The sequence below is a fragment of the Serinicoccus profundi genome, from assembly GCF_008001015.1.
Taxonomy (GTDB): Bacteria; Actinomycetota; Actinomycetes; order Actinomycetales; family Dermatophilaceae; genus Ornithinicoccus; species Ornithinicoccus profundi.
Window position 1 is genome coordinate 1459770 of the sequence record NZ_CP042862.1, and the last position, 21083, is coordinate 1480852.

The following is a 21083-nucleotide window of genomic DNA, read 5'->3' on the forward strand; positions in this document are numbered from 1 at the left end:
GCCACCAGTGGCACTCTTTGGCCGACGCAAGACCAACCGCCTCAGCGACGAGGAGCTGCTCGATCTCGAGGACCGGGACGAGGTCGTCGTGCGGCCGGAGCCTGCCGAGGGCGAGCCGGGCGTGGACCGCGACTGGGTCCGCGACGAGGACGGCCCCTACGACATCACCGAGTGGCGCGAGCTGGACGGCCGGATCGACCTGGGGGCGATGCGCATCCCGTCGGTCAAGGGTATGCAGATGCGGCTCGACATCGAGCAGAACTCGGGCCGCGTCATCGGCACCACCCTCGGCTTCGGTGCCTCCCAGGCCCAGATCCAGGTCTTCGCGGCGCCGCGGACCGAGGGCATCTGGGATGAGCTGCGCGCCGAGATCGCTCGGGGTCTGGTCGACTCCGGCGGCGCCGCCGAGACGGTCGAGGGCCGCATGGGCAAGGAGCTGCGGGCCCGGATGCCCGGTCGCGCCCCGGACGGGCGGGTCGCCTACCAGCCGGCCCGCTTCCTCGGGATCGACGGCCCCCGGTGGTTCCTGCGCGTCGTCATCGGCGGTCCGGCCGCGACCGACGACAACCAGGCGCGGGGCATCCTGGCCTATGTCCGGCGGGTCGTCGTCGACCGGGGCGACGAGCCCAGGCCCCCACGCGAGGTGCTCACCCTGACGCCGCCCAAGGGGTTCGCCGAGGCGGTCGCCAAAGAGGCCGAGGCCCGTCGCGAGCAGCAGGAGCAGAAGCGCCGCGCCGCGGCCGCCGACGCCGTGCGCCGGGCTCCCTCGGCGGCCGGTTCGACCGACGCGACCTCGGTCGCGGGGGTCGACATCGGCGCGCCCCAGGGCAGCGACGGCTCGGTGCGGCACCGCGCCCCCGAGCCCTCGCCGACGGACGCCCCCAAGGCGCCCCGCAATCCCGACTTCACCTGATGACCGCGCCCGGCACCCCCACGGGGTCTGAGGGCTCCGCAGCGCCCGAGGGCCACCTCGTCGCCTCCGCGCAGGAGACGGTCGAGCAGGTCATCCGTCGACGGATCAGCGACGCGCTGGGCGGGTGGTACGGCTCCCTGGAGACGGCGCTGCCGACCGTGGCCTTCGTCGCGACGTGGCTCATCACCGATGCGGTGCGCCCGGCGGTCATCGCGGCGGCGGGCCTGCTCGTGGTCCTGACCGTGGTGCGCGGCTTCGTCGGCGGGTCGTGGCGGTTCATCGGCTCCGCGGTCTTCGCCACGGCGATCGCCGCCTTCTTCGCGCTGCGCTCGGGCGAGGCGCAGGACGCCTTCCTCCCGGGGATCGTCGTGAGCGGGGCGTATGGCGTGGCAGCCCTCGTGAGCATCCTCGCCCGGTGGCCGCTGGTCGGCTTCATCGTCGCCGTCGGCGACCCGGACTTCGCCGAGCGGCCCACCGCGTGGCGACGTGACGCTGGCCTGGTGGCCGTGTGCTCACGGCTGACCTGGGTCCTCGTCGGGCTCTTCGCGCTGCGGGTCGCCGTCATGCTCCCGCTCTACCTCGCGGGGGAGGTGGCCTGGCTCGGCGTGACGAAGATCGCGCTGAGCTGGCCGGCCTACCTGGTGGCGGTGCTCATCATGGGGGCGATGCTGGCCACCGGCCGGACCCCCAGCGAGAACGCCGCCGTCGACCGGTGACCACGTCCCCGACCCCGCCCCGGCCCGGTGACCGGCTCGACCTCGACGTCGGTCCGGTCGCGCACGGGGGTCACTGCGTGGCGCGCGTCGGCGACGAGCCTGCGGGTCAGGTCGTCTTCGTCCGGCACGCGCTGCCCGGCGAGCGCGTGAGCGTGGTCGTCACCGGCACCGGGGGAGGTGGACGCTTCCTGCGGGCCGACGCGGTCGAGGTCCACCGGGCCGCCGCCGGGCGCGTGGAGGCCCCGTGCCCGTTCGCGGGGCCGGGACGGTGCGGCGGCTGCGACTGGCAGCATGCCGACCTCTCGACCCAGCGCCGGCTCAAGGCCGACGTCGTCCTGGAGCAGCTGCTGCGGGTCGGTGGGTGCTCACCGGAGGAGATCGAGCGGGCCACCGGGCCGGACGGCGTGGTGTGCGAGGCCCTGCCGGGCGACGAGGACGGGCTGCGCTGGCGTACCCGGGTGGAGGTGGCGCTCGCCCCCGACCCGCACGGGCAGGGTCAGGCCGCCGGGCTGCGCGCCCACCGCTCGCACCGCGTCGTCCCCGTTAACGACTGCCTCATCGCCGCACCCGGTGTGGTCGGCACCGGGGTCTTCGCCGACCCGCAGCGGTGGGTCGACGAGGCGCAGTCCCGGACCCGAGAGGGCCGACGCGCGCCGCGGGTGAGCGCCCTCGACGTGGTCGCCCCCGGAGTGGGGGAGCCCGTCGTCGTGCCGCTCGAGACGGCCGGCGCCGACCACCCCGGCACGGGTCGCGGGCGCCGACGGGCCCCGCGCCGTGGCACGCGGAGCACACCCCGGCCGCTCGGCCCCGTGCCGCAGGTCGTCGAGCGGGTCGACGGCCACGACTTCGCCGTCTCGGCCCGTGGCTTCTGGCAGGTCCACCCCGGCGCCGCGCAGGAGTTCACCGCGCAGGTGCAGCAGTGGCTCGACCCGCAGCCCGGCGACACCGTCCTGGACCTGTATGCCGGTGTCGGGCTCTTCGCGGTGCCGCTCGCCGAGGCCGTGGGAGAGGCTGGGAGGGTGCTCGCCGTCGAGGCGGACCCCGTGGCGGCCGAGGCGGCGACCCGTCACCTGGCTCCGTACCCGTGGGCGCAGGCCACGGCCCAGCGTACGGAGGACGCGCTCGCCGGGCTCGTCGAGGTCGGGAGGGCCGCCGACCTCGTCGTCCTCGACCCGCCGCGCAGCGGTGCCGGGGCTGAGGTCATCCGGTCGCTGGCCGCGCTCGGCCCCCGGGCCGTGGTCTACGTCGCATGCGACCCGGCAGCCCTGGCCCGCGACCTCGCGACCGCGAGGCAGGAAGGCGTGCGCCTCGACTCCTTGCGCGTGCTCGACGCCTTCCCCATGACCCACCACGTCGAGTGCCTGGCGCTCCTGCGCCCGACCGACGCCCCGACGTCCTTGCCCATCGCCACGACCTGAGGGAGTCCACCGTGCCCGACCTGGACCAGCAGCTGGAGTTCGGGATCTTCCCGAGCCCGTCCGCCGCCCGCATCCCCGAGCTGCTCGGGGTGGTGCAGGTCGCCGAGGTCGAGGGCCTGGACCTGGTGTCGGTGCAGGACCACCCCTACCAGGACGGCTTCCTCGACACCTGGACCCTGCTGTCGGTGCTCGGGGCGCGCACCACGACCATCCGACTCGCGCCCAACGTCGCCAGCCTCCCGCTGCGCCCGCCGGTGGTGCTGGCCAAGGCGGCCGCCTCGCTCGACCTGCTCACCGACGGCCGGGTGGAGCTCGGCCTGGGGGCGGGGGCCTTCTGGGACGCCATCGTCGCGGCCGGTGGCCCGCGGCGGACCCCCGGTGAGGCGGTCGACGCGCTGACCGAGGCGGTGGAGCTCATCAAGGCCTTCTGGGCCGGGGGGACGCTGCGCTTCCGCGGCGAGCACTACCAGGCGCACGGCCTGCACGCCGGCCCGGTGCCGGCGCACAACATCCCGATCTGGCTGGGGGCGTACAAGCCACGGATGCTGCGGCTCACCGGCCGCCTCGCCGACGCCTGGGTCCCGAGCATGGGGTATGCCGACCCGCCCGATCTCGCCGCGCTCGCGGCCGTCGTGGACGAGGCGGCGCTCGCGGCGGGGCGCCCGCCCGCGGCGGTGCGGCGCATCTACAACATCAACGGCCGCTTCGGCGGCGGCAGCGGCTTCCTCCAGGGCAGTCCCGCCCAGTGGGCCGAGCAGCTCGCCGAGCTCAGCCTTAGCGTCGGGATGACCACCTACATCCTCGGCACCGACGACCCGGGCGTCGTGCGGCGGTATGCCGCCGAGGTCGCCCCCGCGACGCGGGAGCTGGTCCAGGCCGAGCGGGCCCGGCGTGCGACGGCGCCGCACGAGGGGACGGCCGACGCCGCCCCGACCGCCCCCGAGCCCGACGCCGGGGGATCGGTGAGCGTCCGCGGGTCGGCGGGGGCACGGCATACCGTCGAGCCGACGCCGGACGACGGCACCCGCCTCTCGCCGACCATGCCCTGGGACGAGCCAAGCCGGCCGGTCGGCCCCGACGGCGAGGCCGGGCCGCACCCGGAGCAGGCCCAGCACCTCAAGGACATCCACGACGGGCTGCGCGACGAGCTGCAGCAGGTGCGCGACGTGCTGGAGCAGGTGCGCCGCGGCCACGTGAGCGTCGGCGCGGCCCGGTCGGTCATCAACACCATGACGATGCGGCAGAACAACTGGACCCTCGGCGCCTACTGCGAGTCCTACTGCCGCATCGTGACCGGGCACCACACCCTCGAGGACCGCAGCGTCTTCCCCCACCTGCGTCACTCCGAGCCGGGGCTGGAGCCGGTGCTGGACCGGCTGGAGGAGGAGCACCAGGTGATCCACGACGTGCTCGAGGAGTTCGACCGGGCCCTGGTGCGGCTGGTGACCGAGGACGGCACCGGGCGCAGGGGAGAGGCGGTGCTCGACGGCGTGCAGGAGTCCCTCGACCTGCTCACCGACACCCTCCTGTCCCATCTGGCCTACGAGGAGCGGGAGCTCATCGGGCCGTTGAGCCGCCACGGGCTCTCCTGAGAGCGGCCACCGCGGCACGCTCGGCCGCCGCCCCCACCTGACGTGGCGGCGGGCGGTGCGGCAGGATGGGGACCCCGGGTGCGGCGCGTCCCGTTGCGTCCGGCACCGACGGTGAGATATCTTGATGTCAAGATAAATAGCCAGCCAGCGAAGGAGCGACCACGTTGAGCACCAATCCGAACAGCTTCGAGGCCCAGGGCACGCTGGAGGTGGGCGAGGCCAGCTACGAGATCTTCCGGATCGGTGGGCTGGAGGGCGCCGACTCCCTGCCCTACTCCCTCAAGGTGCTGCTGGAGAACCTCCTGCGCACCGAGGACGGCGCCAACATCACCGCCGACCACATCACCGCCCTCGCCGGGTGGGACGCGAACGCCCAGCCGGACACCGAGATCCAGTTCACCCCGGCGCGCGTCATCATGCAGGACTTCACCGGGGTGCCCTGCATCGTCGACCTGGCCACCATGCGTGAGGCCATGGGCGACCTCGGCGGCGACCCCACCAAGATCAACCCCCTGGCCCCGGCCGAGCTGGTCATCGACCACTCGGTCATCATCGACGTCTTCGGTCGCCCGGACGCCTTCGAGCGCAACGTGGCGATCGAGTACGAGCGCAACGAGGAGCGCTACCAGTTCCTGCGCTGGGGGCAGACGGCCTTCGAGGACTTCAAGGTCGTCCCCCCCGGCACGGGCATCGTCCACCAGGTCAACATCGAGCACCTGGCCCGCACGGTCATGACCCGCGACAGCGGTGCGGACGGCGCGCTGCAGGCCTACCCCGACACCTGCGTCGGCACCGACAGCCACACCACGATGGTCAACGGCCTGGGCGTCCTGGGCTGGGGCGTGGGCGGCATCGAGGCCGAGGCGGCCATGCTCGGCCAGCCGGTCTCCATGCTCATCCCGCGGGTCGTGGGCTTCAAGCTCACCGGCGCCGTCCCGGCCGGCGCGACCGCCACCGACGTCGTCCTCACCATCACCGAGCAGCTGCGCGAGCACGGGGTGGTCGGCAAGTTCGTCGAGTTCTACGGCGACGGCGTCACCCAGGTGCCGCTGGCCAACCGCGCGACGATCGGCAACATGAGCCCTGAGTTCGGCTCGACCTGCGCGATCTTCCCGATCGACGACGTGACCCTGGACTACCTGCGCCTCACCGGCCGCCCGGACGACCAGGTCGCCCTGGTGGAGGCCTACGCCAAGGAGCAGGGCCTGTGGGCCGACCCCACCAAGGAGGCCCGCTACAGCGAGTACCTCGAGCTCGACCTGTCGACCGTCGTGCCCTCCATCGCCGGCCCGAAGCGCCCGCAGGACCGCATCGAGGTCTCCCGCGCCAAGGAGCAGTTCTGCGCCGACCTCGACAAGTACGCCGACAACGACGCCTCGATGAGCGCGGTCGACCACGAGCTGGAGGACACCTTCCCGGCCTCGGACGCCCCCTCGCACGACGCCAGTGACGAGGCGCAGCAGGCGGACCGGCCGATGCACTCAGGTCGCGCCAAGGACGGCTCCACCCGGCGGGCCTCCAAGCCGGTCGAGGTGTCGATGGACGGCGAGACCTTCGAGATCGACCACGGCATCGTGGCGATCGCCTCGATCACCTCGTGCACCAACACCTCCAACCCCTCGGTGATGATGGCGGCCGCGATGCTCGCCAAGAACGCCGTGGACAAGGGCCTCACCGTGGCCCCGTGGGTCAAGACGTCGATGGCGCCGGGGTCCAAGGTCGTCACCGGCTACTTCGAGAAGGCCGGCATGTGGCCCTACCTCGAGGCGCTCGGCTTCCACCTCGTCGGCTACGGCTGCACGACGTGCATCGGCAACTCCGGCCCGTTGGTCGAGGAGATCAGCCAGGCGATCAACGACAACGACCTCGCCGTGACCTCGGTGCTCTCGGGCAACCGCAACTTCGAGGGTCGGATCAACCCGGACGTCAAGATGAACTACCTGGCCTCCCCGCCGCTGGTCATCGCCTACGCGCTGGCCGGCACGATGGACTTCGACTTCGACAGCGAGCCGCTCGGTGTCGACAGCACCGGCGCCGACGTCTTCCTCAAGGACATCTGGCCCGCCCCGGAGGACGTCGAGCGGACCATCGCCACCTCGATCAGCCGGGACATGTTCACCGAGGACTACGCCGACGTCTTCGCCGGCGACGAGCGGTGGCAGAGCCTGTCCACCCCGGACGGCGACACCTTCGACTGGGCCGGCGAGTCCACCTACGTCCGCAAGCCTCCGTACTTCGAGGGCATGCAGGCGCAGCCCGCCCCGGTGAAGGACATCTCCGGTGCCCGGGTCCTGGCCCTGCTGGGTGACTCGGTCACGACCGACCACATCAGCCCGGCCGGGTCGATCAAGGCCGACAGCCCCGCCGGGAAGTACCTCTCCGAGCACGGCATCGAGCGCAAGGACTTCAACTCCTACGGCTCGCGCCGCGGCAACCACGAGGTGATGATCCGCGGCACCTTCGCCAACATCCGGCTCAAGAACCAGCTGCTGGACGGTGTCGAGGGCGGCTTCACCCGCGACTTCACCCAGGGCGGCGAGCAGACCTCGATCTACGACGCCGCGCAGTCGTATGCCGAGGCCGGCACCCCGCTCGTGGTCCTGGCGGGCAAGGAGTACGGGTCGGGCTCCTCGCGCGACTGGGCCGCCAAGGGCACCCGGCTCCTCGGGGTCAAGGCGGTCATCGCCGAGTCCTACGAGCGCATCCACCGCTCCAACCTCATCGGTATGGGCGTCCTGCCGCTGCAGTACCCCGAGGGTCAGAACGCCCAGAGCCTGGGGCTGGACGGCACCGAGACCTTCGACATCAGCGGGGTGACCGCGCTCAACGAGGGCACCACCCCCAAGACGGTCACGGTCACCGCGACCAAGGGCGACGGAGGCGGCGACCCTGTGACCTTCGAGGCGGTCGTGCGGATCGACACCCCCGGCGAGGCGGACTACTACCGCAACGACGGGATCCTCCAGTACGTCCTGCGCTCGCTCGTGGACGCCTGAGCCACGCAGCCAGCACGGCAGCACCCGCACGGCGCCCGCCGGACCACCTCGGTCCGGCGGGCGCCGTCGTCGTGCGTGCACACGGGTGGAGGGAGGAGTATGCTAGGTGACGCGTCATACAGTTGAGGAGCCCGCATGACCACCACCCAGCCCGACCGCCTCGCCGCCGACACCGCGATGGGTCCGGTGACGCTCGAGGTCGCGGACCTGGATGGGCTGCGCGACTTCTACCGTGACGCGGTGACGTTGGCGGTGCTGAGCGAGGACGGGCCGGTCGTGACGCTCGGGCGCGGGACCACCCCGATCGTGATCCTGCGTCACCGGCCCGAGCTGCGGCATGCGTCGCCGGGCTCGGCCGGGCTGTTCCACACCGCCATCCTCTTCCCGACCCAGACCGAGCTGGCGGTGGCGGTGGCCGCCATGGGCGCGGCGCGCGCCCCCTACGTCGGCAGCGCCGACCACCTGGTCAGCCAGGCGTTCTACTTCGAGGACCCCGAGGGCAACGGGATCGAGCTCTACTGGGACCGCGACCGCACGCAGTGGAGCTGGGTGCACGGCCGGGTGGAGATGGACAACCGGTTCCTCGACGCCGGGGCGTTCCTGCGCGAGCACCTCGACCCGCAGGCGCAGGAGCGACCGCAGGACGGCGAGGCCGCCGTGGGGCACGTGCACCTGTCGGTGGGGGACGTGGCCAGCGCCAAGGAGTTCTACGTCGAGCGGCTCGGCTTCGACACCACGAGCGAGTGGAACGGCCAGGCGCTCTTCGTCTCCGCCGGTGGCTACCACCACCACATGGCGATGAACGTCTGGCGCAGTCGCGGCGCCGGCCGACGGTTCCCGACCCTCGGCCTCGGGCAGGTCGACATCGTGCTGCCGAGCAGCGACGACGTGGGTGAGCTGGGGGAGCGGATGCGTCACTTCGGGGTGCGCGGCGCCGACGACGGGCGCAGCGTCACCTTCGAGGACCCGTGGGCCAACACCATCCGGGTCGTCGCCGAGGGTGCGGCTAGCTGACACCCTTCGGACGAGGACGCTCGACCGGCTTGCCCGCGGCCGCGGCGACGGCTGCGGCGTGGTCGGGCACCGGCAGCTGGAGGCGCCGGTCGGTGCGCTGGTAGCCCGTCGAGGACGGGCGGCGGGGCATCGTCAGCTCGGTCTGCTCGACGGCGGCATAGGGGATCGAGGACAGCAGGTGGGCGATCATGTTGATCCGCGCGGAGCGCTTGTCGTCGGAGGCCACGACATTCCACCTCGCCTCGGGGGTGTCAGTGTGGACGAACATCTCGTCCTTGGCCCGGCTGTAGTCCTCCCAGCGGGTGAGTGACTCGAGGTCGGTGGGGGAGAGCTTCCAGCGGCGCATGGGGTCCTCCATCCGGGACCGGAAGCGGCGCTCCTGCTCGTCGTCGGAGACCGAGAACCAGTACTTGCGCAGCAGGATCCCGTCGTCCATGAGCATCCGCTCGAAGATCGGGGTCTGCTGCAGCCACCGTCGGTGCTCCTCGGGGGTGCAGTAGCCCATGACCCGCTCGACCCCGCCGCGGTTGTACCAGGACCGGTCGAAGAGGCGGATCTCGCCGGCCGCCGGGAGGTGCTCGACATACCGCTGGAAGTACCACTGCGTCTTCTGCCGCTCGGTCGGCGTCGGCAGCGCGACGATCTGCGCCTGCCGGGGGGAGAGGTACTCGGTGACCCGCTTGATCGCGCCGCCCTTGCCGGCGGCGTCCCGGCCCTCGAAGACCACGACGAGGCGGTGCCCGGTCTCCTTGATCCAGGTCTGCAGCTCGACCAGCTGCTCCTGCAGTCTCAGCAGCTCGGCCTCGTAGATCTTCTTGTCCAGGCGCGGCACCCGGCCGCCGGAGGACGCCGAGGTCGTGCTCTTCTTCCCACCCGTGGATGTGGCCATGGGGTCATCGTGCCAGTACGACGCTCGGTAGGGGAAGGGTCGGACGGCGCGGTCCCGCCAGAGGTCCCCGAGTCGTACACTTGTTCGTATGCAGAGCGGACCCCCAGGCTGGCCCGACCGGGTGCCCCCGGCCGGGGTGCCGGGGTGGGAGCAGGCGGCGGTGTCCTGGCTGCTCGACCAGTGCCCGGCCGACTACCGGGCGTATGCCGCGTGGCGCCGGCACCCCGCGGCGCTCGCCTGGGTCGCCACCCGCCACCTGGAGGCCCAGCTGCAGGCGATGCGCGGCGCGTGGCGCGACGTGCGACCCGAGCTCGGTCCGTCGCTGCCACCCGGCAGCCTCGGCGACGTGCTGGAGTCGCTGGCCCGGGAGGGGCTGCGGCTGCGGGCCAACCACCGGGCCGCGGGGCTGCTGCTCGAGGCGCTGCGGCTGCGGGCCCCCATCGCGTGAGCCGAGTCGTGAGCATCACCGGATGACGCACCGGTTCAGCCAGCTCGACGTCTTCTCCTCCCGGTTGGGCGACGGCAACCCCCTCGCGGTGGTGCTGGGTGCCGATGACCTCGACCCGGAGGCGATGCAGCGCTTCGCGGCCTGGACCGACCTGTCGGAGACGACCTTCCTCCTCGAGCCGACCGACCCCGGCGCCGACTACCGGGTCCGGATCTTCACCCCGGCGACCGAGCTGCCCTTCGCCGGGCATCCCACGCTGGGCAGCTGCACGGCCTGGCTCGAGGCCGGCGGCACACCCCGGGGCGCCGACCGCATCGTGCAGGAGTGCGGCCTCGGTCTGGTCGAGCTGCGCCGCACCGGCGACATCCTGGCCTTCGCCGCCCCGCCGCTGCTGCGCTCGGGGCCGGTCGACCCCGCGCTGGCCGCGCACGTCGCCGGCGTCCTCGGCCAGGAGCCGGTGTCGCTGGCCTGGGGCGACAACGGGCCCGGCTGGGTCGTGGCCGAGCTGCCCTCCGGTGACGCGGTGCGGTCGCTCGTGCCGCAGTTCCCGCCCGGTGACCAGCTCGACCTCGGGGTCTTCGGCGCCGACGCGGAGGGATATGAGGTGCGCGCCTTCTTCCCCGACGCCACCGGGCGCCGGGAGGACCCGGTGACGGGCAGCCTCAACGCGGCGGTCGCGATGATCCTCGCCGAGCGCGACCCGGGCTGGACACGGTATGCCGCGACCCAGGGCACCGTCATCGGTCGTCACGGCCGGATCGAGGTCGAGCGCGAGGGCGACACGCTCTGGATCGGCGGCCGGGTCGTGCCGGCCATCACCGGCACCGTCGAGCTCTGAGGCTCCGACCGTGGGGCGAACCCGGCCACCGGCGTTCTCCCAGGGAGAGAGGCCTAGACTTGTCCGGACCCAGACGACGACGCCGCCGAATCCGGAGGACTAGCCCCGTGGCCCTGATGCGCACCATCTCCGGACCGGCCGACCTCAAGGCCCTCACACCCTCGCAGGTGCGGACGCTCGCGGAGGAGATCCGGGCATACCTCATCTCCTCGGTCTCCCAGACCGGCGGCCACCTCGGCCCCAACCTCGGTGTCGTGGAACTCACCCTGGCCCTGCACCGCGTCTTCGACTCCCCGCGCGACACCCTGCTCTTCGACACCGGGCACATCTCCTACGTCCACAAGCTGCTCACCGGCCGCCACGACCTCTCGACCCTGCGCAAGCAGGGCGGGCTGTCCGGCTACCCCAGCCGGGCCGAGTCCGACCACGACGTCGTGGAGAACTCCCACGCCAGCTCCTCGCTGTCCTGGGCGATCGGCATCGCCAGCGGACGCAAGCTGCGGGGGGAGGGCGACCGGCACACCGTCGCGGTCATCGGCGACGGTGCCCTCACCGGCGGCATGGTGTGGGAGGCGCTCAACAACATCGCCGACCAGCCCGACCTGCCGCTCATCATCGTCATCAACGACAACGAGCGGTCCTACGCGCCCACCCGCGGCGGGATGGCCGACTACCTCGCGTCCCTGCGCGCCACCAAGGAGTACGAGCACATGCTCTCCTGGGGCAAGCGGCAGCTGTCCCGCACGCCGGTGGTGGGCCGTCAGGTCTACGGCACCCTGCACGGGATGAAGAAGGGCCTCAAGGACATCGTCAGCCCGCAGGGGATGTTCGAGGACCTGGGGCTGAAGTACCTCGGCCCGGTGGACGGCCACGACGTGGAGGCGATGGAGACCGCCCTGCGCCGGGCGCACGACTTCGGTGGCGTGGTGCTGGTGCACGCGATCACCGAGAAGGGCCACGGCTACGACCCGGCCACCGCCGACGAGGCCGACCGCTTCCATGCCGTCGGCCAGATCAACCCCGAGACGGGTCTGCCGCTGGAGGTCTCGGGCCGGTCGTGGACCGATGAGTTCAGCGACGAGCTCGTGCGGCTCGGCAAGGAGCGCGACGACATCGTCGCGCTCACCGCCGCGATGCTCATCCCCGTCGGGCTCCAGCCCTTCGCCGAGCGCTTCCCCGAGCGGGTCTTCGACGTCGGCATCGCCGAGCAGCACGCCGTGGCGATGGCCTCCGGGCTGTCCTTCGCCGGTCTGCACCCGGTGGTCTCGATCTACGCGACCTTCCTCAACCGGGCCTTCGACCAGCTCCTCATGGACTGCGCGCTGCACGGCCAGGGCGTCACCTTCGTGCTCGACCGGGCCGGGATCACCGGCTCCGACGGCGCGAGCCACAACGGTATGTGGGACCTCACCCTCGCCGGGATCGTCCCCGGGATCCGGATCGCGGCGCCCCGGGACGGCCAGCAGGTGGCCCGCGCGCTGCGCGAGTCGGTCGACATCGACGACGGGCCGTCCGTGGTGCGCTTCCCCAAGGGCAGCGTCGGTGCGCCGATCGAGGCGGTGCGCCAGGTCGGCACCCTCGACGTGCTGCGTGACGTCGAGCCCGGCGCCGACGGCACGGAGCCGGTCGAGGTGCTCCTCGTGGGCGTGGGCTCGATGGCCGACACCGCGCTCCAGGTCGCCGACAAGCTGCACGCCGAGGGTCGGCGGGTCATGGTCGTCGACCCGCGCTGGCTGCTGCCGGTGAGCGCGGACCTCGTCGACCTCGCCCGCGGCGCGGGCCGGGTGGCCGTCATCGAGGACAACATCGTCGGCGGCGGCATCGCCAGCGCGGTGTCCCGGGCGTTCGACGACGCGGGGGTCGACACACCGGTGCACGGCTACGGCATACCCCAGGAGTTCCTGGACCACGGCTCGCGCGCCCAGGTGCTGGAGCGGATCGGGCTGACGCCGGACGCCGTGGCGACCTCGCTGTCCGCCAGGCTCGCCTGAGCGAGGGCGCTCCCGTGCCGTCGGTGGCGCTGGTCCTCAACCCGGTGGCGAGGGGAGCCGCGGCGGCGCGACGTGCGGTGGAGGCCGCGTGCACGCAGGCGGGTCTCGGTATGCCGTCGGTCCTGCCGACGACGATCGCCGAGCCGGGCGGCGCCCAGGCGCGGGAGGCGCTCGCCCGGGGGTGCCGGCGGGTGGTCGTCGCCGGGGGTGACGGCACGGTGCGCCAGGTCGTGGGGGAGGTGGCTGCGGTGGCCGGCCAGGAGGTCGTCGTCGGGGTGGTCCCGTGCGGCACCGCCAACCTCGCTGCCCGCACGCTGGGTCTGCCGACGGGCCGAGCCGACGCCGCTGCCCGGCTGGCGGTCCGGGCCGAGGGTCACCCGATCGATGTCGGATCGCTCACCCTGGAGCCCCTCGACGGACCGACCTCGACGCTGCCCTTCCTCGTCGTGGTCGGCGCCGGGCACGACGCGCAGATCCTCGCCGGCCTCAGCCCGACGGCCAAGGCCCGGTGGGGGTGGCCGGCCTACGTCACGCCGGGTCTGCGTCGTCTCGGGCACGCCGGGTCCGACCTGCAGATCACGCTCGACGACGGCGACCCCGAGGAACTCCGCGCCTGGAGCGTGCTCGCGGTCAACGCCGCCCGCCTCCCTCTCGGGGCCCAGGTCGCGCCGGGGGCGAGACTCGACGACGGCCGGTTGCACGTCGTGCTGGTCCAGCCCCGCCGCGTGTCCGACTGGGGAGCCATCGCCGCCGGCGGCTTCGGCGCCCGGCGGCCGCACCCGGCGCTGGTGCGCAGGGTCGGCCGTCACCTGCGCGTCGAGCTGCCCGGGCCCGGACCCGTCCAGGTCGACGGCGACGTGGTGCCGGATATCCTGCGGCTATGGATCGAACTCCGGCCGGCGGCCGTGCGGGTGGCGGGGGCGAGGGGGAGCTCCGGGCGGCGCTGACGGTGCAGGTGTCGACGGACCTGCTGGCCAGGATGATCGCGCGGCTGCACCGGGGCCGGGTCTCGCGCGCCGACCAGCAGGCCATCGTGAGCACGATGACCGCGCTGGAGGGGCGCGACTTCCACGACCTGAAGTACCGCCTCAACGCCTCGGGCGACCACCACGACCTGGAGCACCTGGTCTTCGACGACCTCGACGAGGACCTCCAGGAGGTCCTGATCGAGCACATCGCCGCCCAGGCGCAGGGGGAGTTCACCACTGACCTCCGGGTCCTGTGCGACATCGACGACACCGTCAAGTGCGCCATCCACGACGACCGCTACCCCCGCGGCACGGTCTACCCCGGGGTCGTCGCGCTGCTGACCGAGCTGGACCGGGGAGCCTCCGGCGACGACGGACGGGTCGGCGACCTCACCTTCGTCACCGCACGGCCCGGTGGGCCGTGGGGACTGGTGGAGCAGTACACCCGCGACAACCTCGCCGAGCTGGGTCTGCCCCCGCACTCGGTCCTGGGCGGGTCGCTGCTCAACCTCCACACCAAGAACGCCATCGCCGAGCGCAAGCTGCAGAACATGGAGCGCGACCACCTGCTCTTCCCCGAGTCCCGGATGATCTTCATCGGCGACAGCGGGCAGGCGGACGGCCAGGTCGGCGCACAGATGTGGGCGCGACCGCACGACCACGTGATCGGGACCTTCCTGCACGACGTCACGGGTCTGAGCCCACAGGAGCGCGCCACCTGGGCCGAGCAGGGAGTCCACGTGTTCGACACCTACGTCGGGGCGGCGGCGCACGGCGTCCGGCTCGGGCTGCTGCGCCCGGAGCAGGGATATGCCGTCGCCGACGCGGTGCGCGTCGAGCTCGAGGCCGTGGGTCTGGAGGGGGAGCGTGCGGCGCGGATGGCGTCCCTGCTCGAGGCGGACCTGGCGACGCTGGACGCGACCGACGCCCCGTCGGCGGGCTGACGGGGCGTCGGTCAGGCGGGGAGCGCACGGGAGCGGTGCCCGGTCCCCGCGGGAGTCACTCCGGGATGACGTCCATCGCGTCGGGGTGCGGGCCCCGGCGGCCGTTCTCGCCACGGTCGAGCCCGTCGACGGCGGCCATCTGCTCCTCGGTCAGCTCGAAGTCGAAGAGCGCGAAGTTCTGCTGCATCCGGCCCGGGGTCACCGACTTGGGGAAGACGATGTCGCCGCGCTGGACGTGCCAGCGGAGCGCGACCTGGGCCGGGGTGCGGCCGTGGGTCTCGGCGATCCCGAGGAGGACGGGGTCGTCCAGGATGGCGCCCTGGGCGATCGGCGACCAGGCCTCGACCAGACCGCCGTGCTGCTGCGTCGCCTTCCGCGCGGCCTCGTTGGCGAAGTAGGGGTGGACCTCGATCTGGTTCACCACTGGGGCGCTGCCGGTGGCCTCGACGATGCGCTCGAGGTGATCGGGCTCGAAGTTGGAGACACCGGCCGACCGGGTCTTCCCGGCCCGCTGCAGCTCGAGCAGGGTCTCCCAGGTGGAGACGTAGTCACCGTCGTAGCGGGTGGGCAGCGGCCAGTGGATGAGGAACAGGTCGACCTGGTCCAGGCCGAGGCGGTCCAGGGACTCGTCCAGGGAGCGACGGGCGTCCTCGGGACGGTGGAACCCGTTGTCGAGCTTGGTGGTGACGTAGATCTCGTCCCGGGAGAGGCCGGACTCGGCGATCGCCTCTCCGACACCAGCCTCGTTCTGGTACATCTGCGCGGTGTCGATGTGGCGGTAGCCGAACTCGAACGCCTGCAGCACCGCCGCCTTGGTCTGCGCGGGCGGGATCTGGAAGACCCCGAAGCCGAGCTGCGGGATGGTCGTGCCGTCGTGGAGCGTCAGTGTCGGAACAGTCATACTCCGTCCAGCGACGTGCCCTCGCCGAGAATTCCCGACCGTGACGCACACCCCGACCACACCCCGGGCCGGAGGACGGTCAAACAGGACGGCCCAGAAGCGCGAGGCTACGATTGACAAGCCGCTGCTCGCGGCAGTCCCTGGCCTTTCACCGACGGAGATGCCATGCATGTCAGTAGACGTTCGTTCCTCGCTGCCCTCGGCGCCGTGGCGACCCCGACGGTCCTCGGTGGGTGCGGAGGGTTCTCGACCGGTGGCGGCAGCAGCAGCGGCGAGGGGTCGCTGACCTTCACCACCTGGGGGACCGACGCCGAGCTCGCCGGCTTCCGCTCGGCGATCGCGGCCTTCCAGGAGGCCAACGACGGCGCACGGGTGGAGCTCAACGCCGTGCCCTACGAGCAGATGTTCACCAACATCGACGCTCAGCTGCAGGCGGGCAACCCGCCGGACATCTTCCGGGTGCCCTACTACACCTTCGGCAGCTATGCTGGGCGCGGCCAGCTGCTGGACCTGACGCCCCACCTGAGCGGCGACGTCCAGCACCGTTTCACCCCGCAGGCCTGGGCGGCCGTCCAGAGCGAGGGCGCTCCCTACGGCGTGCCGCACCACACCGACACCTCGGCGATCCTCTACGACGTGCAGGCGCTCGCCGACGCCGGCATCGACCGGGTCCCGCAGACGCTGGAGGAGGCGTGGACCTGGGAGGAGTTCGCCGAGGTCGCCCGCCAGCTGCAGGAGTCGCTGTCGTCGGACCGTTCTCCCTTCGCCTACAACTGGCAGGGCAACGGGGTCACCCGGTGGCTCAGCTGGCTCTTCGAGGCCGACGGACGCTTCCTCGAGGAGGACCTCGTGACGCCGGCGATCAACTCCGACGCCGGTGCCGCCGCGGTGGAGTTCACCACCAGCTTCTTCCGGGACAACCTGGTGCCGCGCAACAACTCGATCAGCTCCTCGACGTATGCCGCCGACAGCTGGTTCGCCGGCACCGTCCCGATGGTCTTCGCCGGGGCGTTCCTCATCCCGGACGCCGAGGCGACCTACGAGCGGGAGTGGGCGGCCACCTTCCCGCCGCGCCGCGAGCGCTCGGCCGGCGACTTCGGCGGCAACGCCCTGGTGGCGACGGCCCAGACCGAGCAGCCCGACCTGGTCGCGCAGTTCCTGGAGTTCGTGACCGAGGCCGAGCAGATGCAGGAGTTCTGCGCCGGGTCCTCGCTGCTGCCCACCCGTGCCGACCTGGTGGAGCAGGGGATCGAGTTCGACGTGCGCCCCGAGCTCTCGCAGGTCTTCCTGCAGCAGTCCAGCGCGGTGCGTGCGCAGGACTCGGGTCAGGTCGCCTCGCCGGACATGTCCTCGATCATCACGGTGCTCCAGGACGGACTGGAGGCCAGCTTCCTCGGTGACGCCGACGTGGAGACCACCCTCGCGACCCTCTCCGACGGCATCGAGGCTGCGACGCAGTGACGGCGCGCGCCCGTGAGGCCTGGGCGGGCTACGCCTTCGCCGCGCCCACGCTGGTGCTGCTCGGGGTCTTCGTGCTGCTGCCGCTGGGTGGGGCGGCCGTCATCAGCCTGCAGGAGACCAACGGCTTCGGTGCGGGGACCTTCGTCGGCCTTGACAACTACCGACAGCTCGTCCAGGACCCGGTCTTCTGGCGGGCCAGCCTCAACACCGCGCTCTACACTGTGCTGGTGACGCCAGCCGCGATGGCGATCGGTCTGGGCCTGGCGCTGCTGCTCGACTCCGCGCTGCCGGCCCGTGGCGTGCTCCGGTCGGTGCTCATCCTCCCCATGGCGATCTCCGGGGTCGCGACCGCACTCATGGGTGTGCTCATCTTCGACGAGAACAGCGGCTTCCTCGCGCAGGTGTCGCTGGCCATGGGGCTGCCCCAGGTCGACTGGCAGACCCACGGCCCCGCCGCCTTCGCCTCCGTCGTCATCATGACCCTGTGGTGGCGGGTGGGCTTCAACATGCTGATCTACCTCGCCGGGCTGCAGGGGGTGGCGCCCGAGCTCTACGAGGCGGCGCGGCTGGACGGCGCCAACGCCTGGCAACGGCTGCGCCACGTCACCGTCCCGCAGCTGAGCCCGCAGTCGTTCTTCCTGGTCATCCTCAACATCATCTACTCCTTCCAGGTCTTCGACATCGTCTTCGTCATGACCGGTGGAGGCCCGGAGCGGGCCACCACCGTGCTGGTCACCTACGCCTACGACACCGGGTTCGTCACCCGGGACCAGGGGTATGCCGCCGCGATCGGCGTCGTGCTGCTCGCCGTCACGCTGGTGGTCACCGGTCTGCGGTGGCGTGCCGAGCGCCGACGTGAGGAGAGCGAGTGAGCAGCCACCTCGCCCGTCGACGGTCCGCGGCGTGGGCACGCCTGCTCGGCGCGCTGCTCGCCGCCGTGGTCATCCTCTTCCCGCTCTACTGGATGGTCGTCGTCGCCTTCTCCACCCGGTCCTCGCTCTCCGGCGGCGGGCTGCGGCTGTGGCCGGAGCAGGCCACCCTGGACAACTTCCGCCGGGTCTTCGAGGCCTTCCCCGTCCTGACGTGGTTCGGCAACTCCCTGGCGATCGCCCTGGTGACCTCGGTCATCATCGTGCTGGTCAACCTGCTCGCCGGGTATGCCTTCGCGCACCTGCGCTTCCCGGGCTCGGGTGCGCTGCTGCTCGTGGCGCTGTCGACGCTCATGCTGCCGGTGCAGGTCATCATGGTCGGCCTGTTCCGGCTCGTCACCGAGCTCGGGCTCTACGGCAGCTACTGGGCGGTGATCCTGCCGACGGCAGCCTCCGCCTTCGGAGTCTTCCTGGCCCGCCAGTTCATCCTCACCATCCCGCGCGAGCTCATGGAGGCGGCCCGCATCGACGGCGCGACGCACCTGCAGATCTTCTTGCGCATCGTGCTGCCATTGTCGCGCCCTCTCATCGCGGTGCTCTTCTTCATGAGCATGCTGCAGACGTGGAACGACTTCGCCTGGCCGCTCATCGCGCTGCGGGACAACGCGCTCTACACCCTGCCGGTGGGGCTGCTCTTCCTCCAGGGCCAGTTCGGTCCGGACTACGGCGCGACCATGGCCTTCGCCCTCATCACCGTCGCGCCGATGGTGCTCGTCTTCCTGCTGGCGCAACGCTGGTTCGTCCAGGGCTTCTCCCGCAGCGGCCTGCGATGAGCCCGGACCGTGCGCGAGCGGAGAAGACCTGCCTGGCGTGCGGTCGAACGTTCACGTGGCGCAAGAAGTGGGAACGCGACTGGGACCAGGTGCGCTACTGCTCGTCGGCGTGCCGGCGCCGAGGTGTGGGTGAGGTGGACCGCGAGCTGGAGGCGGCCATCCTCGAACTGCTCTCACGCCGCGCCCGCACGTCGACGATCTGCCCCTCCGAGGCGGCACGTGAGGTCGGTGCGTCCACCGGTCAGGAGTGGCGCGACCTCATGGAGCCCGCGAGGCGTGCCGCGCGGCGGCTGGTGGCCCGCGGTGCGGTCGAGATCCTCCAGGGCGGCCGGGTGGTGGACCCGTCGACGGTGCGCGGCCCCATCCGGATACGACGTTCTCCCGGCGCCACGAGCGGTGAGGGGTGAGCGGTGAGGAGTGGGGGGCGCATCGTCGGTGTGCCGGGCAGACCTGGTCAGCCATGGGTGCGCAGCGGTCGGTATCGGTGACCAACGCAGGGTGGGTGCACACGCCGTGCCTCCCCGGACGGCGGGCCGTCACGACCACGTGACGACGGCGCGCGGAGGAACTCACTCAGTAGTACACCGCCAGGGGGCCGTCCGGCCCCTGTATGACGCGGACCGGGGTGCGGAAGACCCGGGTGAGCGTCTCGTCGTCGAGCACCTGCGCGGGACTCCCGACCTCGCTGACCCGGCCGTCGTTCATCGCCACGATGTGGTCGGCGTAGCGCGCCGCGAAGTTGATGTCGTGCAGGACGATGACGACCGTGCGGCCCAGCTCGTCGGCCGCCCGCCGCAGCTGGCGCATCATCTGGACCGAGTGCTGCATGTCCAGGTTGTTGAGCGGCTCGTCGAGCAGGACGTACTCCGTGTCCTGGGCCAGGACCATGGCGACGTAGGCCCGCTGGCGCTGGCCGCCGGAGAGCTCGTCGAGGTAGCGGTGCTCGAGCCCGGTGAGGTCGAGGAAGTCGATGGCCTCGGAGATGTGCCGCTCGCACTCGGGGGTCAGCCGACCACGGGAGTGCGGGAAGCGGCCGAACCTGACGAGCTGGCGCACGGTGAGGCGGGTGATGAAGTGGTTCTCCTGCCGCAGCACCGACAGGATCGTGGCCACGACGGCCGACGGCGTGTGCACGACATCGTGGCCGGCGACCGTGATCGTTCCCTGGTCCAGCCCGAGGAGCCGGCCGATCATGGTGAGGACGGTCGACTTGCCGGCACCGTTGGGGCCGATGAGCGCCGTGATTCCGCCCGCCGGGATCTGCAGGCTCACCGGGCCGATGCGGGCCTCGGTGGCGTAGGTCTTGGTGACCTCGGTCAGCTCGATCACAGGCGGCCCTTTCGCAGGAGGTAGATGAGGAAGGTGAGGCCGCCGACGAGCTCGATGATGATCGTGACCATGCCCTGGGCGTAGAAGACGTGCCGGAGCACGAAGTATGCGCCGGACAGCACGACATACCCGAGCAGGAACGCCATCGGCAGCAGCAGACGGTGGCTGGAGGTGTCGGCGAGCTGATAGGCGAGCATCGCCACGAGGAAGCCGAGGAAGGTCATCGGGCCGACGAGCGAGGTGGTCATCGCCATGAGGACCGAGACGAGGAAGAGCACGATGACGACCTCGCGCGTGTGGTGCAGCCCGAGGTTGGTCGACGTGTCGCGGCCGAGGGCGAGCACGTCCAGCCGTCCGGAACGCCACCACAGCGCCCCGCCCGCCATCGCGGCGAGGGGGATGACGTGGGGCAGGATCGAGGCGTCGGCGTTGCCGATGTTGCCGAAGAGCCGGGCGGTGAGGATGTCGAACTCGCTGGGGGTGAGGAGGCGCTGCATGAAGGTCGACAGGGACGCCAGCCAGCCCCCGAGGATGACACCCACGAGCAGCATGGTGTGCAGGTCGCCGAGCCGGCCGGCGAGCAGCGATCCGTAGAGCAGGGTCGCGAGGAGCACCATGAGTGCGGTCTGCAGCAGGAAGGCCGTCGTGCCGGTCGTCAGGGAGAGCCCGGCCACGCCGAAGAGGAAGACCGAGCTCGTCTGGATGAGGAGGTAGAGCGCCTCGAAGCCCATGATCGACGGCGTGAGGATCCGGTTCCCCGTCGCCGTCTGGAAGCTCACCGTCGCGATGGCGTGGCAGAACGCGACGACGAGGATGACGGCGATGCTCGCGGCTCGCATCGCCGCGATCCGCCAGAACCCATCGGTGCCGAGCGGCATGGGGTTGTCGTAGGCGAGGATGCCCGCGGAGAAGCCGACGGCCAGCACGACGAGCAGGACGGTGAGGAGGGTGTACCGCCGGCGC

Annotated in this window: 19 protein-coding genes and 1 pseudogene; 16 read left to right on the forward strand and 4 right to left on the reverse strand. The window is 71.9% G+C overall.

From position 1 onward, the window contains the following. The first annotated feature begins 7 nt into the window (after nucleotides 1–7). The 6 genes from FA582_RS06680 to FA582_RS06705 all read left to right on the forward strand — a co-directional run bounded on the left by FA582_RS06680 (nucleotide 8) and on the right by FA582_RS06705 (nucleotide 8649). Nucleotides 8–913 carry a DUF3710 domain-containing protein gene (locus FA582_RS06680; protein ID WP_010146926.1) on the forward strand — a complete coding sequence of 302 codons (906 nt, stop codon included), beginning with the start codon at nucleotides 8–10 and terminating at the stop codon, nucleotides 911–913. Next, a complete protein-coding gene (locus FA582_RS06685; RefSeq protein ID WP_010146925.1) occupies nucleotides 913–1629 on the forward strand; it encodes a DUF3159 domain-containing protein in 717 nt (238 codons plus the stop codon). Before FA582_RS06680 ends, FA582_RS06685 begins: the two co-directional genes overlap by 1 nt. Continuing rightward, complete coding sequence (locus FA582_RS06690; RefSeq protein WP_010146924.1) at nucleotides 1626–3047, forward strand: class I SAM-dependent RNA methyltransferase; 1422 nt, start codon at nucleotides 1626–1628, stop codon at nucleotides 3045–3047. The genes FA582_RS06685 and FA582_RS06690 overlap by 4 nt, the downstream gene beginning before the upstream one ends. Nucleotides 3048–3058: 11 nt before the next feature. After that, nucleotides 3059–4639, forward strand: a complete 1581-nt coding sequence (locus FA582_RS06695) for an LLM class flavin-dependent oxidoreductase (protein WP_010146923.1) — start codon at nucleotides 3059–3061, stop codon at nucleotides 4637–4639. Nucleotides 4640–4803: 164 nt separating this feature from the next. Next, complete coding sequence (acnA, locus tag FA582_RS06700) at nucleotides 4804–7635, forward strand: aconitate hydratase AcnA (RefSeq protein ID WP_010146922.1); 2832 nt, start codon at nucleotides 4804–4806, stop codon at nucleotides 7633–7635. Nucleotides 7636–7770: 135 nt separating this feature from the next. Continuing rightward, nucleotides 7771–8649, forward strand: coding sequence for a VOC family protein (locus tag FA582_RS06705; RefSeq protein WP_010146920.1), 879 nt, complete (start codon nucleotides 7771–7773; stop codon nucleotides 8647–8649). Here the strand turns inward: FA582_RS06705 and ppk2 are convergent. After that, complete coding sequence (gene ppk2, locus FA582_RS06710) at nucleotides 8642–9538, reverse strand: polyphosphate kinase 2 (RefSeq protein WP_010146919.1); 897 nt, start codon at nucleotides 9536–9538, stop codon at nucleotides 8642–8644. The genes FA582_RS06705 and ppk2 overlap by 8 nt on opposite strands. 88 nt (nucleotides 9539–9626) lie before the next feature. Here ppk2 and FA582_RS06715 point away from each other — a divergent pair, with 88 nt between their 5' ends. The 5 genes from FA582_RS06715 to FA582_RS06735 all read left to right on the forward strand — a co-directional run bounded on the left by FA582_RS06715 (nucleotide 9627) and on the right by FA582_RS06735 (nucleotide 14727). Then, nucleotides 9627–9986, forward strand: a complete 360-nt coding sequence (locus FA582_RS06715) for a hypothetical protein (protein ID WP_010146918.1) — start codon at nucleotides 9627–9629, stop codon at nucleotides 9984–9986. Between the two features lie 22 nt (nucleotides 9987–10008). Continuing rightward, nucleotides 10009–10824, forward strand: a complete 816-nt coding sequence (locus FA582_RS06720; RefSeq protein ID WP_010146917.1) for a PhzF family phenazine biosynthesis protein — start codon at nucleotides 10009–10011, stop codon at nucleotides 10822–10824. Nucleotides 10825–10931: 107 nt separating this feature from the next. Further along, nucleotides 10932–12815 carry a 1-deoxy-D-xylulose-5-phosphate synthase gene (gene dxs / locus FA582_RS06725; RefSeq protein ID WP_010146916.1) on the forward strand — a complete coding sequence of 628 codons (1884 nt, stop codon included), beginning with the start codon at nucleotides 10932–10934 and terminating at the stop codon, nucleotides 12813–12815. 14 nt (nucleotides 12816–12829) lie between these two features. Next, on the forward strand, nucleotides 12830–13762 hold the full coding sequence (locus FA582_RS06730) for a diacylglycerol/lipid kinase family protein (protein ID WP_010146915.1): 933 nt from the start codon (nucleotides 12830–12832) through the stop codon (nucleotides 13760–13762). Next, complete coding sequence (locus FA582_RS06735) at nucleotides 13696–14727, forward strand: phosphatase domain-containing protein (RefSeq protein WP_010146914.1); 1032 nt, start codon at nucleotides 13696–13698, stop codon at nucleotides 14725–14727. Before FA582_RS06730 ends, FA582_RS06735 begins: the two co-directional genes overlap by 67 nt. Before the next feature lie 55 nt (nucleotides 14728–14782). Here the strand turns inward: FA582_RS06735 and FA582_RS06740 are convergent, their stop codons facing one another. Continuing rightward, nucleotides 14783–15628 (reverse strand): aldo/keto reductase, encoded by an 846-nt coding sequence (locus tag FA582_RS06740; RefSeq protein WP_010146913.1) that lies wholly within the window; start codon nucleotides 15626–15628, stop codon nucleotides 14783–14785. 165 nt (nucleotides 15629–15793) lie between these two features. Between FA582_RS06740 and FA582_RS06745 the strand changes: the two genes are divergently transcribed. The 5 genes and pseudogenes from FA582_RS06745 (at nucleotide 15794) to FA582_RS06760 (ending at nucleotide 19198) form a co-directional block, all read left to right on the forward strand. Then, a complete protein-coding gene (locus tag FA582_RS06745; protein WP_051125115.1) occupies nucleotides 15794–17089 on the forward strand; it encodes an ABC transporter substrate-binding protein in 1296 nt (431 codons plus the stop codon). Beyond that, a complete protein-coding gene (locus FA582_RS06750; RefSeq protein WP_010146910.1) occupies nucleotides 17086–17961 on the forward strand; it encodes a carbohydrate ABC transporter permease in 876 nt (291 codons plus the stop codon). Before FA582_RS06745 ends, FA582_RS06750 begins: the two co-directional genes overlap by 4 nt. Then, the gene (locus tag FA582_RS06755) at nucleotides 17958–18791 is read left to right on the forward strand and encodes a carbohydrate ABC transporter permease (protein ID WP_010146909.1); all 834 of its coding nucleotides are present in this window, start codon (nucleotides 17958–17960) and stop codon (nucleotides 18789–18791) included. Before FA582_RS06750 ends, FA582_RS06755 begins: the two co-directional genes overlap by 4 nt. Then, nucleotides 18788–18901: pseudogene (locus FA582_RS17085) on the forward strand (DUF2256 domain-containing protein); the annotation flags it as partial. The gene FA582_RS06755 and the pseudogene FA582_RS17085, both read left to right, overlap by 4 nt. 24 nt (nucleotides 18902–18925) lie before the next feature. Continuing rightward, nucleotides 18926–19198 carry a DUF3253 domain-containing protein gene (locus FA582_RS06760; protein WP_010146908.1) on the forward strand — a complete coding sequence of 91 codons (273 nt, stop codon included), beginning with the start codon at nucleotides 18926–18928 and terminating at the stop codon, nucleotides 19196–19198. Between the two features lie 166 nt (nucleotides 19199–19364). Here FA582_RS06760 and FA582_RS06765 read toward each other — a convergent pair whose 3' ends face one another. Beyond that, entirely contained in the window at nucleotides 19365–20120 is a 756-nt protein-coding gene (locus tag FA582_RS06765) for an iron ABC transporter ATP-binding protein (protein WP_010146907.1), read from the reverse strand. Further along, nucleotides 20117–21046 carry an iron chelate uptake ABC transporter family permease subunit gene (locus FA582_RS06770; RefSeq protein WP_010146906.1) on the reverse strand — a complete coding sequence of 310 codons (930 nt, stop codon included), beginning with the start codon at nucleotides 21044–21046 and terminating at the stop codon, nucleotides 20117–20119. Before FA582_RS06770 ends, FA582_RS06765 begins: the two co-directional genes overlap by 4 nt. Between the last annotated feature and the right edge of the window lie 37 nt (nucleotides 21047–21083).

Excerpts from the sequence above, each read along its gene's own strand:
- FA582_RS06745 (WP_051125115.1), top strand. The coding sequence starts at position 15,794 with ATGCATGTCAGTAGACGTTCGTTCCTCGCTGCCCTCGGCGCCGTGGCG.
- FA582_RS06740 (WP_010146913.1), bottom strand. The coding sequence starts at position 15,628 with ATGACTGTTCCGACACTGACGCTCCACGACGGCACGACCATCCCGCAG.
- FA582_RS06685 (WP_010146925.1), top strand. The coding sequence starts at position 913 with ATGACCGCGCCCGGCACCCCCACGGGGTCTGAGGGCTCCGCAGCGCCC.
- FA582_RS06735 (WP_010146914.1), top strand. The coding sequence starts at position 13,696 with ATGGATCGAACTCCGGCCGGCGGCCGTGCGGGTGGCGGGGGCGAGGGG.
- FA582_RS06720 (WP_010146917.1), top strand. The coding sequence starts at position 10,009 with ATGACGCACCGGTTCAGCCAGCTCGACGTCTTCTCCTCCCGGTTGGGC.
- ppk2 (WP_010146919.1), bottom strand. The coding sequence starts at position 9,538 with ATGGCCACATCCACGGGTGGGAAGAAGAGCACGACCTCGGCGTCCTCC.
- FA582_RS06715 (WP_010146918.1), top strand. The coding sequence starts at position 9,627 with ATGCAGAGCGGACCCCCAGGCTGGCCCGACCGGGTGCCCCCGGCCGGG.
- FA582_RS06705 (WP_010146920.1), top strand. The coding sequence starts at position 7,771 with ATGACCACCACCCAGCCCGACCGCCTCGCCGCCGACACCGCGATGGGT.